Here is a 15,472-nt window from a genome sequence, read left to right as displayed (position 1 = left end):
CGCGCCTCGGTGTGACGAAGGGTTTTCACCAGCTTCGGACTTGCCGCGATGAGTTCTGGCCGGGTCGCGAGTCTGTTCCGGTAACGCCGGCCGCGTCGGCAGGCAGAAGATGTCACGTCAGTGTTCGAGTCGGTAGCCGTACGGCGAGGAGGGCGACGTCGTCGTCGTTCGCGACCGGGCGGACCCGGCGCAGCAACTGGTCGGTGAAGGAGTCCAGGGGGCGGTGGGCAAGAGCGGCTGCGTGCTGGCGCAGTCGGTGCAGGCCCTCGTCGAGGGTGTGGCCGGGTTCTTCGATCAGGCCGTCGGTGTACAGCAGGAGGGTGGATCCGGGCGGCAGCAGGGTGGTGGCGTCGGCGCGGTCCTTGCCGGCGCCGGTGCCCAGGAGGATGCCGTGGCCGCCGGTGAGGTATTCGGCCAGGCCGTCGTGGCTGATCAACAGAGGCGGTGGGTGGCCGGCGTTGGTCCAGGTCAGGTTCCACCGGCCGTCGTCGCTCTCTTCGACCCGGGCGAGAATCATGGTGGCCATGGCTACGTCGGTGATGTGCAGGACCGCTTCGTCGAGGCGCTCGACGATCTGGCTGGGCGGCTCTTGCAGGGCCCAGGCATAGGCGCGGAGCATGTTGCGCACCTGCGCCATGCCTGCCGCGGCCTCCAGATCGTGGCCGACGACATCGCCGATGGCCAGTGCGGTGGCGCCGCCGACGAGGGAGAAGGCGTCGTACCAGTCGCCCCCGACCTGCGAGGCGTCGGGCGCGGGCAGATAGCGGACCGCCATCTGCAACCCTGGCACGCGTGGCATCTGGGGCAGGAGATGGTTCTGCATGGTCTCGGCGACCTTGCGCTGGCGCTGGTAGAGGCGCGCGTTGTCCAGAGCGAGGCCGGCGCGGCGGGCGATGTCCTCGATCAGGGGGAGATCGTGGGCGCTGAAGTCTCCCAGCTGCTTGGCGCGCCCCAGGGTCAAGGCCCCGAGTACCGCGCGTGTGCTGCGGATGGGGGCGATGGCCGCGGAGTGAATGCCGGTGGCGTCGAACAGACGGCGCTGTTCGACCGCGATGCCGGAATCCGGTGCCCCCTGGTAGGTCTGCGGGCCGGCCAGAGTCGAGGCGACCCCGCGCAGGGCCCTGGACAGAGGCATGGGGGAGTCCTCAGGCACCGGTGGCATCGGTCCCTGAAGTTCTTCGTGGCGCATCAGGGAGTCGTCGTTCGCTTCGACGACAACAGTACGCCACACCTCGTCACGTTCGGTGATCAGGTCGATGATGGCCCAGTCCGCCAGCCGGGGCACCACCAGAGTCACCAGCCGCCGCAGCGCCTCTTCGGCATCGAGCGTGGACGTCAGCTGCGAGGTGGTCGCGGCCAGCAGCGCGAGCCGTTCGATTTCCGGCAGCAGCATCGCCTCAGGCTCGGGTCGCGGGTCGGCTTCCCGTGAATGCCGGGCATGGAAGAGGACGAGCGTGCTGCGCTCGTGTCCACCGAGATCGAACGGAGCGATCAGCCACGAGATGGGCAGCAGGGAGCCGTCTCCGCGTGCGAAGTAGTCCTGCTCTCCCTGAGCGGCGCGCCGGGCGTGGAAGGCCTGCCGCATGCGGCATCGAGTCCTCGGCAAGGGCTGACCGTGGGGGTCCCGGTGCAGCAGGTCGTGCGCGTCGTGACCGAAGAGATCTCCGGCCGACCGGTCCAGGAGCCGCTCGGTGCGGGAGTTGGCGGCGATGATGCGGCCCTCCTCGTCCACGAGGTAGGCCCCGGCCCCGATGGCCTCCAGCGCCTCGGTGAGCCCGGCGTCGGGCGCCGCGGCCAGGGGCCGTTCCCCGTGGGTCTCCGTATGCTCCGGTTCTGCCATGACCTGATCTCCCTAGCTGACTGGCGGTCCGCCCGCTCGGCGGTACCCGTTGTTCCGTCTGCCCCGGCGCCGGTGAATCCAGCCTCGCCTTCGCCGGCGTCCGGTAAACCGTGTCGCCAGGCACGTGCCGTGGCCTTGGGCTTCGCGTGCATATCCGGCGGGAGCTGGGTACCCGGCGCGGGCACCGCCCCGCGACGTGTGGGTCAGACCCACCTTGAGGAGCGACTGCGAGCAGTGAATCCGGCGGCAGGATCGTCTTCACGGGAGCCACCGGCAATGTGGGCACCAGTCTGGTGCGTCTGCTCGCCGAAGACGCGGAAGTGGGCTCGGTGCGGGGTCTGGCCCGCCGGTTTCCCGACCGGTCGCCCGCCAAGACCGAATGGTCAGCGGTGGACCTGGCGTCCGAGGACACAGACCTCGCCAAGGAGTTCGAAGGTGCCGACGCCGTCGTGCATCTGGCCCGGGCGTTCCAGCCCACGCACGACCCGGCGGCAACTTGGCGTACCAACGTGCTCGGCAGTATCCGGGTGTTCGAGGCCGTGGCCGCCGCGAAGGTGCCGGCACTGGTGCACGCCTCGTCGGCGGGCGCCTGTTCGCCTGGGCCCAAGGATCACGCGGTGGACGAGTCGTGGCCGACTCACGGGTGGCCGGATGCCGCGTACTGGCGTGAGAAGGCCTATCCGGAGAGGGCGCTGGACGCCTGTCTCCTGGAGAGGGAAAGCGGCTGTAAAGAAAGCGATGCAGAAGTTGCCGCCGGTCACCCAGGCTTGTCGAGAGGTTGGACCCTCTTTCACAGGAGCAGCCGGCCGCACACGGATGATTCGGGCGTTCGTCGTCGAGGATTCACGGTACGAAGCTGTCCTGTGCGCCACTTGGCCGGTGCCACACACCTGCGGGTCCACTCGGCACCGCGTTCCACCCCGTGCGGCGGACGACGAACTGCGGCATCGCAGGCAGCCCCGGCTCTGTGGCCGCCCCGCAGACTGATTCCCGAAGTGTTCAGCCCCGCTCGGCCAGCCGTTGTACGGCCTGGCCGCCGAAGGCCTCCCTCCACTGTGACGTGAGCCCCAGATGCGGCGAGATGCTCACCGATTCGGTGCCGGGCACGGTGTACGGCTCGATGTCACGCCCGCACGGCAAGGTCCGTCCGCCTCCCCGTGTATCCGGACGCCGCGCACGACGAACGGATCGAACGAGACCTTGTCGTCCACGACGAGCGTGACCCTCCGACGTCTCTGCCCGATGCTGCGGAACTGTCGGTGCGCGCAGGACGGACGCGGCTGGACCGCTTGTCGTCGCCATCGACTGCCGCGGTGTGCGGGCGAGTTGGGTGAAGGGCGGCCCCGGGCCGGAACCCGGGGCCCCGTCGTCAGGAAACCGTGCGCTCGACCTTCGTCGTGCCGGAGCCGACGGGCCCGATCCGCAGCACCGTGCCGGTGAGGTCAGTGAACGGGGTGACTGTCACCCGTCTCCTTCCGCCGGGTGCCGTCCCCGTCACCCGGTACTTCGCCGGGTCCGCGTCTCCGATCTCCACCTCCAGCACCGCGCGGGAGTTGGGCGGCACCGTCACCCGTGCCGTGTGGGCGTCGGTCGAGCGGTGCACGGCGACCTTGACCGGGCCGCGCATGGACGGCACGGTGCCCGCCACCTCGGTCAGGGCGCCGGTCCTCGGACGGATGAGGAACTCCGCCGCTCCGGGGGCGGCGACGCGGACGCCGAGCACGTGCCGGGGAATCGCGTTGGCCGGAGCCGAGGCCCAGGCGTGGGAGAGGGTCATGTTGGACTTCAGCGCGGGATCCCAGGCCTCGGTGACGATGGTGGCCTTGAGCGCGTCGAGCATGTGCAGCCATGAGTTGGTCGCCGTGGAGGTGAGCAGCGCGAGTGCGGCGTCGGCGCGGCCGAGCCGGAAGAGGGCGTCGAGGAGGAACTGAGCCCCGTACACGCTCATCCGCATGCCGCCGGCGGCGAGCGTGTCCCCCAGCCGGGTGCGCACTTCGCCGTCGAGGGTGTCCGCGACGCCGAGCGCCACCGGGAAGGCGGTCGCGTGCTGGGCGCTGTGCGTGGTGCCCTCGCCGTCGCGGAACCGGCCGGCCTCGCTGTCGAGCAAGGTGGCGCGCATGGATGTGGCGAGGGTGTCGGCGCGTGAGCGCAGAGCCGTCGAGTCGTCGTCCTTCCCGAGCGCCGCGGCGCACTGGGCGAGGGCGTCGAAGGCCGCGTACTGGAAGGCGTTGACGACGGTGTTGACGTTCGTGAAGACGTAGCCGTCGCGGCTGGCGGTCGGCCAGTCGACGAGGTCGCCCAGGTTCTGGCTGCTGCCGCCGGGTGCCTTGCGGACCAGGCCCTGGGAGTCCAGGTAGGCGGTGAGGTTCTTCGCGGTGAGCAGGTCGTAGTCCTTGGCGAGCTGCCGGTCGTCGCCGGTGGCGAGGTAGTCCTCCCAGGCGGACAGCGCGCACATCAGCCGGTACTCGGTGGGCCAGGTGCCCTTGCGGACCAGGTAGTCGTTCGACCAGCGGGCCAGGGCGTAGGAGCGCTGGACGCCGTACTCGGAAAGCTGGTTGATCAGCGCGTCCCCCTCGTAGGGGCCGCGTTCCCGGGTGGGTGTGTCGGTGTAGAGGTCGCTGCGGGTGGCCTCGATCGAGTACCGGCACAGCTCCCAGACCCGGTCCAGGGCGGGATCGGAGCTGTGGAAGGAGGCGTCCGAGTCGTTCCAGTCGAGCCGCCAGGCCCGCCCGGTGACGGCGGCCCCCGACAGGTCCAGCGTCGTCCGCAGTTCGGCCCAGCGGAAGCCCCGATATCCCCAGTGTTCGACGCTCTGCTGCCCGTCCCGCAAAGTCCACACCTCGCGGTAGGTGTTGGTGGCGCGAAGCTGGTACTTGACGGTGCCGTCCGCGTTGAGCTCCTCGCCGAGTCGCACCTCGACGGTGTCGCCCGCGCTTCCGGTGACCTCCAGGGACAGCCCGCCGACGATCTCCCGGCCGAGGTCCACCAGCCAGCGGCCGTCGGCGACCTCGGTGACGGAGGCGGGGGTGACGTCGTGCAGCCGGGGCGGCTCGATCGGGGCCGGGACGAGTCCGCTGATCGCGGTGCGGACGGCGGGAGTGTGCCAGTCGCTGTCGTCGAAGCCGGGCCGGGTCCAGCCGACGGGTTCCTGCCGCAGGTCCCAGTACTCCTGGGGGACGGTGAAGTAACTGCTGCCCGCGCTGCCCTTCGCCGGCAGCAACCCGGCCTGGCGGCGCGCCTTCCAGTGGTCTCCCGAGGCGACGGTGGTCCGGCTGCCGTCGGTGTACGTGATCTCCAGCTGGGCCAGGAACTTCTGCTGCGAGGTGGTCCAGCACAGCGCGGCGAGCGCGTTCGGCCCGCCGTCGCTGCGCAGGGTCGAGGTGACGTCGAACGCCTGGTACGCGGTCCCGGTGCCGGAGCGCACGGAGGCGTGCCCGACCACGGTGCCGTTGCTCCACACCTTGGCCACGTACTGGCGGGCGGGGTCGGGCGACGTGGCCGCGACGTAGAGGACGGCGGCGGCTATGTCCTTGCCGGCGCCTGTGTCGTACTCGTGGCGCAGCAGCGCCCACGTGTCGTCGGCCCCGTAGGAGGAGAGCGAGGAAGCACCGGTGGGGAAGGTCAGCGTGCCGCCGGAGACCGTCCCGGAGGCGAAGGTGCCCTTGTCGGAGGCGAAGTCGTCGTCGAGGAGCACGGTTCCGTCGGCGGCGGTGAAGGTGACTCGGTCGTAGACCTGGGACTCCGTCAGGCCGTTGCGCAGACCGACGTTGCCGGAGGTGTAGCGGGTGTCGGTGGTGGTGTCGACGACGGTGCCGTCGACGGTGGTGGTGAAGGTCGAGCCCGCCATGGTGACGGCGAGGTCCAGCCACTCCCCGGTGGTGACCGCGGCCGGCAGCCGGACCTCGCCGAGGACGCTGTACGTGCCGTTCACGCAGACGTGCTTGCGCAAAATGCCGGGGCTGCCGGCGCGCAGCTGCCACATGTAGTTGTTGGCGGTGTTGGCGGCGCGGAACCACATTCCGGCGGCCACAGCGGTGATCCTCAGCCGGGCGGCGAAGGTGCCGTCGGTCATGACCGGCCCGGCCGGCACCCAGATCGGCTCGGCCTCCCACTCGTCCTCGACCGAGGTGGCGAGCAGGGCGGGCTCCGACCAGGCGGAGCGCTTGTCGCCCCAGCTGGCCACCCGCCACCAGTAGGCGGTACGGGGCTGCAGGGGCGGCCCGGCATACGGTACGGCGGTGGAGTCGGCGGACTGGCGCCTGCCCGAGTCCCAGACGAGCCGCTCGTCCGCGAAACCGCCTGGAGCGGCGGCCAGTTGCAGCTGGTAGGCGCGCTGGAGGGTACCGGCGCAGAAGTCGGGCACCTGCCAGCTGAACCGGGGGTTCTGCCCGGCGCTCGTCGTGAGTGCCTGCGGGAGGAGGTCGGTCAGCATGCCGGTCGGCACGGGCGGCCTGCCGGGGGCCGCGGCGGCGCCCGGGCCGGGGGCCGCGAGTGCGCGGGGCCCGGTCAGCACGACCGAGGCGGCCGTGGCGCCACCCAGTTGGAGAAGTCTTCGACGCGACAGGTCCCAGGACATTGGCGCACCCTCGGTTGGTGAAAGGTTTCAATGTGATTTCCCGGAGGTTAGGGTTCCGCGTCAGGTCAGTCAATGCCTGTGTCACAATCGAAAAGCCATAAATTGAAACGATTTAAACGCGCGTGTCCGTGACGGGACGGGCGCGGTTTCCGCCGGCGGGGCTCGCTCCCCAGCGCTTCCACCTGCACGCGGACGGCCTGCTCACCGCCGACAAGCAGCCCGTGGCCTCTGACCCCGACCGCGTCTCGGCCGTTCGGCCGGTATGCGCGGCCTCCCGCGATGGCGGAGTGGCCTTTCGGCTGATCCCGCTGCGCCGCTGGGGGATTAGGGTCGCGCCGTGAATCTTTTGAGCAACGTGCGTGCCCTCGGTGCGCCTGTCGGACCGGATGGCCGTCGGTGGGGCTTTCTGCGGGCGTTCGGCATCGTCCTTCTGCTGTTGCTGGCAGTCGGGGACCTGTTGTTGGCCGGCGTGGAGGGTGGGCCGCTGTGGCCTCAGCTGGTGGTGCTGCCGATCGGTCTGGCCGCGGTCCTCTGGCCGGCCGCGGGACGGCCGGCATGGCTCACCGTGGCGGTGCGCACCGCCGTGCCCGCGGTCCTCTCCGGTGCCGTGACCGTCGGCGTGGTGGTGTCCGGCCGGGAGGCGCTGTCCGGAACCGGTGAAATCGCGATCCTGCTGTGGCTGCTCCTGATCGCGGTGCGTGACTGCCCCGTCCGGTGGGCGGCGGTGTGCGGCGTTCTGAACGGCACGGCGGCTGCGCTGCTGCCCTACAGGGAGATCCTCGACGTATCGTCGGCCAACCCGTTCGGGATGCTGGTGCTGGCCGGTGCGGTGGCCGGACTCGGCGGGTATCTGCGCGCGCTGGACCACCGTCGCCGTGCGGCGGTCACCGAGATCCGGCGGGCCGAGCGCCTTGCCATGGCCGCCGACCTGCACGACTTCGTGGCCCACCATGTCACCGGCATCCTGGTGCAGACGCAGGTGGCCCAGCTCCTCGCCACGACGGACCCCGAGCGTCTGAGCGTGATCCTGAAGGACGTCGAGCGCGCAGCCACCGAGGCCCTGGCTTCCATGCGCAGCACCGTCGGCCTGATGCGCGAGGTGCCGGAAGCCGGGGACCCCGGCCGCCGCCCCAGGGGCGATCTGCCCGCGCTGCCCGAACTGGTGGAGGGCTTCGGTGGACCCGTCGGTCCCAAGGCCTCGCTGCACCGCGATCCCTCGGTGCCCGATGCCCTGCCCCACGAGGTGCAGGCCGCCGCCTACCGGGTTGTCCAGGAGGGACTCACCAACGTACGGCGCCATGCCGCGGATGCCACCGAGGTGACGGTCGGGCTGGCCTACGACGGCAGGATGCTGGAGGTGACGGTGCGCGACGACGGCCGTGGCGGCACCGGGCTGCCCCAGGCCGCACGCGGAGGCGGCTTCGGCCTGGTCGGGCTGACCGAACGGGTCACCGCGCTCGGCGGCGAGCTGCGCACGGGGCCCCGCTCCGAGCGTCGTGGCTGGGAGGTCAAGGCGATGCTGCCGGCGGAGAAGGCGTAGTTGGGACCGCCCCGGCGCTCGGCCAGCCGCCGCAGCGGGCAGCAGTGCGGCTGCCCGCCGTGAGGGAGACCAGCGGCTACGGCGGGCAGACGGGGAGACCTCGGGCGGCGCCGATGACCGGGCCCTCGGGAGAACGCGCTCCTCACCGGTCCGGTTCGCCTCGGCGACGATCCGAGCCGTGAACGACGCATGCCCGGTCCGCGTGGCGTGAGCTGATGTGTCCGGCCGGGGGTGTGGGCGCGGGACGCCTGCCAGCCGGGGCCGGTGTTCGTGATTCCGCCCTTGTCAATGCGCAGAAGCGGTCGTGCGAGGCCCCGCTCGGCCACTGACATGAGCGTGCCGGCGAAGTTGTCAAGGTGCCGTCCATGGTGATGCCGACGCTGATCCGCGGGTCGGCATCAGAGTCGTGTACCCCTCCCCGCGAGCGTCAGCGCAGCGAGCTCGCAGCAACATTGGCATGCTCGGGGTCGGCTTGGGCAGTCGCCATGTACCGAAGAGTCGTGGTTGCCCATTCGTGGCCCGAAACCCGCTGGACCTCCCCGGCGCGCCCAGAATCGGCGCCCCGACGATCAGTTCGCCTCGGGCTGGTCATTGGCCGGGACCGCTGCCGATGGGGTCGGTTCCGGGGTCTCGGCGGCGGTGTAGTAGACGGAGCTGCCCTGCTTGGTGCGCTGAACAAGGCTCTTGGCGACGAGGCCTTCGACTGTGCTGCGCACGACGGTGGTCTTGATGGTGCGTTCGGGGTGGGCCTGGCCGAGGGTGGTGGCGATCTCGGCCGCGGAGCGGGGTTCCCTCTGCTCGGTGAGGTGGCGACGGATCAGTTCGACGAGGGTGGGCCGGGTCGCTTTCGCTGCCGACGTCTCAACTGCGGCCTCGGGCTTCTCGGAAGCCGGCTCCTCGACCGTTTCGCTGCCTTGCGCGGTGACTGTCTTCTTCGCCCGCACCCGCTTGCCGGAGGCGGGCTGCGCCTTGGTCTTCTGCCGCGGAACTGAGGGGACTTCGACCTCTTCGGGGGCAGCCTCCGCGGCGGTGTCCATGGTGCCGAGTGCCTTCTGCATGCTCGTCAGCACGGTGTGATCGTGTTGCAGGGCGCGCAGTTGTTCGTACAGCGTGTCGATCTCCGCAGTGATGCGGTCCTGGTCCTTGGCATTGCGCTCAAGGTCGTTGGCCACCTGGGCCGTGTACTGCGATGTCAGTTCGGTGGTGGGCGTCTTGGTGTCAGTCATGATGCCGGCCTTTCCACGAGGTATGACCGCGGGCTGTGAAGTCACCCGCAGCGGTGGTTCCGCAGGGCTTGAACGCGTCATGGGTGGGTCACACCCGGTACAGGCTGCCCCCGCGTAGAGATAGTACGGGCGGGCAGAGGTGGTGGTCCGCGAAGTTCTGGTGGGTTCGGGGAACGATGTCGTCGGTTGCCTGCGGGTGACTGGGCAGGGCAGGACCACCAGCCGGTCAGTGCCTCGCCCAACGAGCCACTGACAACTACCGTGTTGAGATGACTGACGTTGAGGCCGTTGCCCATGTGCGAGTCAGTGGTGGGCGTCCGGTTGAGCAGTTGCTATGTCACCCGCGGCTTCCTCTGGTGGCCGGTGTGGACTCGGACCGTCCGGCGGTGAATGTCTGGGACTGCGAGGGAGCGCAACTGCGCGAACTCGGTTGTGTGGGCGCCGAGTCGACTGTCTACGGCGATGCCTTCGGCTGGGACCGGATGACACGCACACCCTCTGTGGCATGACATCCGGACCGGCCGCTGCTCGTGGTGGCGGGCGAGCACGGAGTCGTGCAGTGGACTTCTGCCGGGGTCTCTGAACTGGAAGGTCTTCCACCCACTGACCGTTACCGCAGTGTGGCCTTCAGCCCGAACGGTGGGGCGTTGTGGGGGACGCCGTCGTCGGGCGACGAGGACAGCGCATGGGACAGTTCTGACGTTCTCGATCTCGCTTCGGGAACTGTCAGTTCCGGTCCCCGTTGGGACACCGGGGTCGCGGAGCATCCCGCCGGCGGGCTGGTGGCAACGCTCGCCAGCGATCAAGGCGCGACGCTCCGACTCTTCGGGCGGGTCGAGCACGAGAAGGTGCCGACTGCGATGCGCGTGCCCGACCGGGCGCTGATCCTGGACTGCGACGGCTACGAGACGCCGATCTTCAGCGCAGACGGACGTCATCTCGCGATTCGAGGCAACGCATACGACAACTCACTGGAGATATTCGCGTTTCCTTCGCTCCACCGCGTTCTGGCGACAACTCTCGGTGAACCCAGCCCTGGCTACCCGTACCCACCGGGGTGGCTCGACCAGATGCGCGCCTGGACCCTTGTCGAAGTCGACCTCGAAACCCAGCACACGGTCGAGCACGACGTGTTGGCCGGCTCGCCGGTGTCCGCGCTGGGTGCCATGGTGACAGACGATCTCGTCGTCGCCGGCGGTGGAGGTGATCTCGCGCTGGTGTCCGTGCGCGCCGGCTCCGCGAAGACCCAGAGCGCGGACGGTGATACGTCGAGGGCCGCCGTCGCAGAGTTCCTGGACGCCACATCCGAGGTTCCCGACGACGGCGACCTGGAGACCCATCTCGTCGTCACCGACGGAGCCCGGACCTGGGAAGCCGAGGACCTGGCAGCAGTGACCACCGCGACCGCAACAGATCCGACCTGGTTGCAAATTCAAGCATCACTCAACGACCCGGGCGACCAGGCCAAGTGACCGTTCGGCCTGATCGGTCACCGTCGTCCAGGAGCGAAGCCCAACGTCGCGATCAACGCGGATCGCCGGCCGGTCACGTGCCGGACGAGACCTCGGTCTTCTCCTCCGGAACCAGGCCTTGCCCCTGGGCCGCCTCGAGTGCCTTGTTGCGGCGTACGGACGACAGGAAGGAGGCCGCGATCAGGACGACTCCGACCAGGCCGGTGATGATCTCGCTGATCTCGTACTGGATGGTGATCAGCAGGATCGTGGCGAGGGCACCGATGGCGTAGTGGGCACCGTGCTCCAGATAGACGTAGTCGTCGAGGGTGCCCTGCCGGACCAGGTAGACGGTGAGGGAGCGGACGTACATGGCGCCGATGCCGAGGCCGAGCGCCATCCAGAAGATGTGGTTGGTGATGGCGAAGGCGCCGATGACGCCGTCGAAGGAGAAGGACGCGTCGAGGACTTCGAGGTAGAGGAAGAGGAAGAACGCGGCCTTGCCCGCGAGGGCGGCCACCGAGACCGGCTTGCCCTCGGCCCTGGCCTTTTCCTCCTCTTCGTGTTCGTGTTCCTCCTCGTCTTCGAGCTTGTCCTCGAAGTAGCCGGAGAGGCCGCCGACGACGAGATAGGTGATCAGGCCGGCGACTCCGGAGAGCAGCACCGTGGCGGACTTGTCCGCGTGGCCGGTGCTGACGTGTGCGTGGGTGGCGACGGTCATCGCCGAGACCAGCAATACGGTGAGCGCGACGCAGACCGACAGCATGTCGACCTTGCCGAGTTTGGCGAGCGGGCGCTCCAGCCAGCCGAGCCACTTGATGTCGCGGTCCTCGAAGATGAAGTCGAGGAAGATCATCAGCAGGAACATTCCGCCGAACGCCGCGATGGCGGGGTGGGCGTCGGTGACGAGGTCCTCGTATCGTCCGGGGTTGTCGATGGCGAGCTCGACCGCCTCGACGGGGCCGACCTTCGCGCTGATGGCGACGATGACGACGGGGAAGACCAGCCGCATGCCGAACACGGCGATCAGAATGCCGACGGTGAGGAAGAACTTCTGCCAGAAGGCATTCATCTTCTTCAGGATCCCGGCGTTGACCACCGCGTTGTCGAAGGACAGCGAGATCTCCAGGATCGACAGGATCAGTACGATCCCGAACGCCTCCCATCCCCACTGCCACGCGGCGAAGGCGAGGCCGGCCGCCGTGACGGCGAACGACCAGCCGAATGTTCTAAAGATCATCGTCATCCCATACGGAGAGAGTGAGTTGGGAGCCGCCGGCCACTGGGAGTGGCCGGACTCAGGAAGGGACCTTCACCGCCAGGACCGGGCAGCCGACTCCCAGCAGGATCTGCTGTGCGGCGGAGCCCATGATCAGCTTGCCGACCGCGCTCCGGCGCCGTAGCCCGATCACCACGAGGGACACATCCGCCGCCTCCGCGAGTTCGATGATCTCCTCGGCGGCATCGCCCGCGCCGAGCACCTGGCGGATGTCGAAATCGATGCCCAGCGCGGCCAGATCCTCCCGGACATGCGCGAGATCGGGCTCCTGCGCGAAGCGCGGGTCCACAAGGGCGTCACCCCGTGAGGTGTTCACCACCAGCATCTTCTCGCCGCGCAGGCGTGCCTCGTCGATCCCCGCCCGCAGCGCGGCCTCGCCCTCGGGCGTGGGTACGTATCCGACCAGTACGGTCATGTCTGCTCTCCCTCCCAAACACTCTCGGCACTCTCAGGCACTTCGCTCACCCCGGGGACGCACGACGAACCGCCGCACCAGCGGCCAGACAAGCACCAGCACGATCACGGTGTAGACCGCGTAGGACACCGGTCCGCCCACCAGCCCCGACAGTTCGCCGCCCGACAGCTGCAGGGAACGCCGCCCCTGCAGTTCGGCCCGCGGGCCGAGGATGACGCCGATGATCAGCGGCAGCACCGGCAGTCCGAACCGCCGCATCGCGAAGCCGAGGAGGCCCAGCAACAGCAGCAGGAACAGGTCCAGGGGCTGGGCGTTGACGGCATACGCACCCATCGACGCGAAGAACAGGATTCCCGCGTACAGATAGGGGCGCGGAATCTGCAGCAGTTTCGCCCAGGCCGGCGCGAGCGGCAGATTCAGCAGGAGCAGGAACAGATTGCCGATGAACAGGCTGGCGATCAGCACCCAGACCAGGCTCGCCTCCCGCTCGAACAGCAGCGGACCGGGCTGGATACCGTACGACTGGAACGCCGCCAGCATGACCGCGGCCGTCGCGTTCGTCGGCAGTCCGATGGCCAGCATCGGGACCAGGGTGCCCGCCGCGGAGGCGTTGTTCGCCGCCTCCGGCCCGGCCACGCCCTCGATCGCGCCGTTGCCGAACTCCTCCGGGTGCTTGCTGAGCCGCTTCTCCGTCGCGTACGACAGAAAGGTCGGTATCTCCGCACCGCCGGCCGGGAGCGCGCCGAACGGGAAGCCGAACGCCGTACCCCGCAACCAGGGCTTCCAGGACCGCTTCCAGTCCTTCTTCCCCATCCACGGCCTGCCGACCGGAATGACCTCGACGGGCTTGCGCCGCAGATGCGCGGCCACCCACAGCGCCTCGCCGACGGCGAAGATACCTACGGCGACGACGACCACGTCGATTCCGTCGGCCAGTTGGGGAACGCCCAGGGTGAGCCGCTGCTGACCGGACACCGCGTCGATGCCGACCATGCCGATCGTCAGACCCAGCAGCAGCGAGATCAGACCCCGGACGCGTGACGCGCCCAGCACCGACGTGACCGCGATGAAGGAGAGCAGCATCAGGGCGAAGTAGTCCGGCGCACCCAGGCTGACCGCGAAGTCCACCACGATCGGGGTGACCAGCACCAGCAGCAGGGTGCCGATCGTGCCCGCCACGAAGGAACCGATCGCGGCGGTGGCGAGGGCCTGCGCCGCCTTGCCGGCCTTGGCCATCTTGTTGCCCTCGATGGCCGTCACCACCGACGACGACTCCCCGGGGGTGTTCAGCAGGATGGAGGTGGTCGACCCGCCGTACATGCCGCCGTAGAAGATGCCGGCGAACATGATGAACGCCTGCACCGGCTCCATGCCGTAGGTGATCGGCAGCAGCAGGGCCACGGTCATCGCCGGGCCGATGCCCGGCAGCACACCCACCGCGGTGCCGACGAGAACGCCGATCAACGCCAGCAGCAGGTTCATCGGGGCGACGACGTCCTCGAAGCCCTGCATCAGGTTGTTCAGGTTGTCCATCACAGGATCCCTTGCAGCACACCGGCCGGGAGGTTCACACCGAGCCCGATCGCGAAGGCGTAGAACGTGGTGAGGGACATCGTCACCGCGATCAGCAGATTGCGTACGTAGTGCCGGTTGCCGAGGGCGAAGGCCGTCCCCCAGAACAGCAGCGCGCCGCTGATCACCCAGCCGAGCCGTTCGATCAGCACCGCGTTCACCACGAACGCGCCGATCAGCAGCAGCACCGTGCGCCAGTCCGTGCCCTGGGACAGGTCGACGTCCTCGCCGGCCTCCGGTTCGCCGTGGCCGCCCCGGACCACGTCGACCGCGTACAGCACCGCGACCACCAGGAGCAGTACGCCCAGGAGCATGGGCACCGCGCGCGGTCCCACCGGGTCGGTGCTGCTGGTGACGTGGCGGATACCGAGCCCGTCCACGATCACCGCGGCGCCCACCAGGACGAGGAACGCGCACACGCCGTACTGTGCGCGGTCCTTGCCCTGGGGCGGACGGGCGTCGTCGACGCTCCGTTCGTCGATCCCGGAGCTCATGCCAGCCCGAGCTCTGTCAGCAGGTCGGCGACGGACTTGTCCTGCTCCTTCAGGTAGGAGCCGAACTCGTCACCGGTGACGAACGCGTCGGTCCAGCCGCGCTTGGTCAGCTCGGCCTTCCACTGCTCCGAGTCGTGCATCGTGGTCAGGGAGTCGATCCACGTCTTCTTCTCCGCGTCGGTGATCCCGGGAGGGGCGACGATCCCGCGCCAGTTGGTGAAGACCAGGTCGATCCCCGAGTCCTTGAGGGTGGGGGCGTCCTTCACCGCGTCCATGGGCTTCTCGCTGGTGACCGCGAGCACCCGCACCTGTCCGGCCTCGATCTGGTCGAGGAACTCACCGAAGCCGCTGGCGCCGAAGGCGATCTTGTTGCCAAGGATGGCGGGCAGCAGCTCACCGCCGCCGTCGTACGCGATGTAGTTGACCTCCGTCGGCTCGATGCCGACCGCCTCCGCCAGCTGCATCGGCAGCAGGTGGTCCGGGCCACCCGGTGACGAGCCGCCGCCCACGGCGACCTTCTTGGGGTCCTTCTTCCACGCGGTGACCAGGTCGTCGATCGTCTTGTAGGGGGAGTCCTTCGACACGACGATCGCGCCGGCCTCCTCGATCAGCTTGGCGAGCGGCGTGGTGTCGGTCAGCGTCGCCGCCGACTTCGAGGTGTACGAGGAGCCGACCACCCCCAGCCCCATCTGCATGGCCAGCTTGCCGTTGCCCTTCTCGTTCACCAGTCGCTGCAGGCCGACGGTGCCGCCGGCCCCGGGCAGGTTGTACACCTGGGCCCCGGACGCCACCTTGGAGTCCTGCATCACCTGGGCGACGGTCCGGGCGGTGACGTCGTACCCGCTGCCCGGAGTGTTGGGCACCATGATCCGCAGACCGGTGACGGGCTTGTCGCCCGTGTTTCCGCTGGCTGCTTCCTCCTTGTCCGCGGTGGCGCCACAGGCGCTCACGGTGAGTATCGACACGGTGGCAAGAGCGCCGAGAAGTGCGGCTCTGCGAGTTCTCATGGCTCATCTCTTTCGCTTGGGCGAGTCCGGCGCCATGATTGTGCGGCCCCCCGGACAACCCGTCTGCCTTGT

At 69.2% G+C, this 15,472-nt stretch carries 12 protein-coding genes and 1 pseudogene; 4 read left to right on the top strand and 9 right to left on the bottom strand.

The annotated features are described in order from the left end of the window. Nucleotides 1-112: 112 nt before the first annotated feature. On the bottom strand, nucleotides 113-1,840 hold the full coding sequence (locus RB628_RS01050; protein WP_318318306.1) for a SpoIIE family protein phosphatase: 1,728 nt from the start codon (nucleotides 1,838-1,840) through the stop codon (nucleotides 113-115). 251 nt (nucleotides 1,841-2,091) lie between these two features. On the opposite strand from RB628_RS01050, the pseudogene RB628_RS01045 reads away from it, so the two are divergent. Next, nucleotides 2,092-2,538 (top strand): annotated as a pseudogene (locus RB628_RS01045) (NAD-dependent epimerase/dehydratase family protein); the annotation flags it as partial. Between the two features lie 301 nt (nucleotides 2,539-2,839). On the opposite strand, the gene RB628_RS01040 reads toward RB628_RS01045, so the two are convergent. Together RB628_RS01040 and RB628_RS01035 are read right to left on the bottom strand one after the other, a co-directional pair. Continuing rightward, nucleotides 2,840-2,980 carry a hypothetical protein gene (locus RB628_RS01040; protein WP_318318305.1) on the bottom strand — a complete coding sequence of 47 codons (141 nt, stop codon included), beginning with the start codon at nucleotides 2,978-2,980 and terminating at the stop codon, nucleotides 2,840-2,842. Between the two features lie 229 nt (nucleotides 2,981-3,209). Beyond that, complete coding sequence (locus RB628_RS01035) at nucleotides 3,210-6,416, bottom strand: family 78 glycoside hydrolase catalytic domain (RefSeq protein WP_318318304.1); 3,207 nt, start codon at nucleotides 6,414-6,416, stop codon at nucleotides 3,210-3,212. 346 nt (nucleotides 6,417-6,762) lie between these two features. Between RB628_RS01035 and RB628_RS01030 the strand changes: the two genes are divergently transcribed. Continuing rightward, entirely contained in the window at nucleotides 6,763-7,956 is a 1,194-nt protein-coding gene (locus RB628_RS01030) for a sensor histidine kinase (protein WP_412180579.1), read from the top strand. A 569-nt stretch (nucleotides 7,957-8,525) separates the two neighbouring features. Here the strand turns inward: RB628_RS01030 and RB628_RS01025 are convergent. Continuing rightward, nucleotides 8,526-9,182: a hypothetical protein gene (locus tag RB628_RS01025; protein WP_318318302.1), complete on the bottom strand. Its 657-nt coding sequence runs from the start codon at nucleotides 9,180-9,182 to the stop codon at nucleotides 8,526-8,528. 269 nt (nucleotides 9,183-9,451) lie between these two features. Here RB628_RS01025 and RB628_RS01020 point away from each other — a divergent pair, with 269 nt between their 5' ends. Continuing rightward, complete coding sequence (locus tag RB628_RS01020; protein ID WP_318318301.1) at nucleotides 9,452-9,691, top strand: hypothetical protein; 240 nt, start codon at nucleotides 9,452-9,454, stop codon at nucleotides 9,689-9,691. Between the two features lie 45 nt (nucleotides 9,692-9,736). Further along, nucleotides 9,737-10,654, top strand: coding sequence for a hypothetical protein (locus tag RB628_RS01015; RefSeq protein WP_318318300.1), 918 nt, complete (start codon nucleotides 9,737-9,739; stop codon nucleotides 10,652-10,654). 73 nt (nucleotides 10,655-10,727) lie between these two features. Here RB628_RS01015 and RB628_RS01010 read toward each other — a convergent pair whose 3' ends face one another. The 5 genes from RB628_RS01010 to RB628_RS00990 are packed head-to-tail and all read right to left on the bottom strand — an operon-like array spanning nucleotide 10,728 to nucleotide 15,400. Continuing rightward, nucleotides 10,728-11,873, bottom strand: coding sequence for a DUF475 domain-containing protein (locus RB628_RS01010; protein WP_318318299.1), 1,146 nt, complete (start codon nucleotides 11,871-11,873; stop codon nucleotides 10,728-10,730). 58 nt (nucleotides 11,874-11,931) lie between these two features. Next, nucleotides 11,932-12,327, bottom strand: a complete 396-nt coding sequence (locus RB628_RS01005) for a universal stress protein (RefSeq protein ID WP_318318298.1) — start codon at nucleotides 12,325-12,327, stop codon at nucleotides 11,932-11,934. Between the two features lie 33 nt (nucleotides 12,328-12,360). Beyond that, a complete protein-coding gene (locus RB628_RS01000; RefSeq protein WP_318318297.1) occupies nucleotides 12,361-13,860 on the bottom strand; it encodes a tripartite tricarboxylate transporter permease in 1,500 nt (499 codons plus the stop codon). Continuing rightward, entirely contained in the window at nucleotides 13,860-14,393 is a 534-nt protein-coding gene (locus RB628_RS00995) for a tripartite tricarboxylate transporter TctB family protein (RefSeq protein ID WP_318318296.1), read from the bottom strand. The genes RB628_RS01000 and RB628_RS00995 overlap by 1 nt, the downstream gene beginning before the upstream one ends. Then, complete coding sequence (locus RB628_RS00990; protein ID WP_318318295.1) at nucleotides 14,390-15,400, bottom strand: Bug family tripartite tricarboxylate transporter substrate binding protein; 1,011 nt, start codon at nucleotides 15,398-15,400, stop codon at nucleotides 14,390-14,392. Before RB628_RS00990 ends, RB628_RS00995 begins: the two co-directional genes overlap by 4 nt. Nucleotides 15,401-15,472: the final 72 nt, after the last annotated feature.

The sequence above is a fragment of the Streptomyces sp. ADMS genome (genome assembly GCF_033441795.1).
Classification (GTDB): Bacteria; Actinomycetota; Actinomycetes; order Streptomycetales; family Streptomycetaceae; genus Streptomyces.
This window is presented reverse-complemented; position numbering and strand designations above follow the sequence as displayed.

Excerpts from the sequence above, each read along its gene's own strand:
- RB628_RS01050 (WP_318318306.1), bottom strand. The coding sequence starts at position 1,840 with ATGGCAGAACCGGAGCATACGGAGACCCACGGGGAACGGCCCCTGGCC.
- RB628_RS01035 (WP_318318304.1), bottom strand. The coding sequence starts at position 6,416 with ATGTCCTGGGACCTGTCGCGTCGAAGACTTCTCCAACTGGGTGGCGCC.
- RB628_RS01025 (WP_318318302.1), bottom strand. The coding sequence starts at position 9,182 with ATGACTGACACCAAGACGCCCACCACCGAACTGACATCGCAGTACACG.
- RB628_RS01020 (WP_318318301.1), top strand. The coding sequence starts at position 9,452 with ATGACTGACGTTGAGGCCGTTGCCCATGTGCGAGTCAGTGGTGGGCGT.
- RB628_RS01010 (WP_318318299.1), bottom strand. The coding sequence starts at position 11,873 with ATGATCTTTAGAACATTCGGCTGGTCGTTCGCCGTCACGGCGGCCGGC.
- RB628_RS01005 (WP_318318298.1), bottom strand. The coding sequence starts at position 12,327 with ATGACCGTACTGGTCGGATACGTACCCACGCCCGAGGGCGAGGCCGCG.
- RB628_RS01000 (WP_318318297.1), bottom strand. The coding sequence starts at position 13,860 with ATGGACAACCTGAACAACCTGATGCAGGGCTTCGAGGACGTCGTCGCC.
- RB628_RS00995 (WP_318318296.1), bottom strand. The coding sequence starts at position 14,393 with ATGAGCTCCGGGATCGACGAACGGAGCGTCGACGACGCCCGTCCGCCC.
- RB628_RS00990 (WP_318318295.1), bottom strand. The coding sequence starts at position 15,400 with ATGAGAACTCGCAGAGCCGCACTTCTCGGCGCTCTTGCCACCGTGTCG.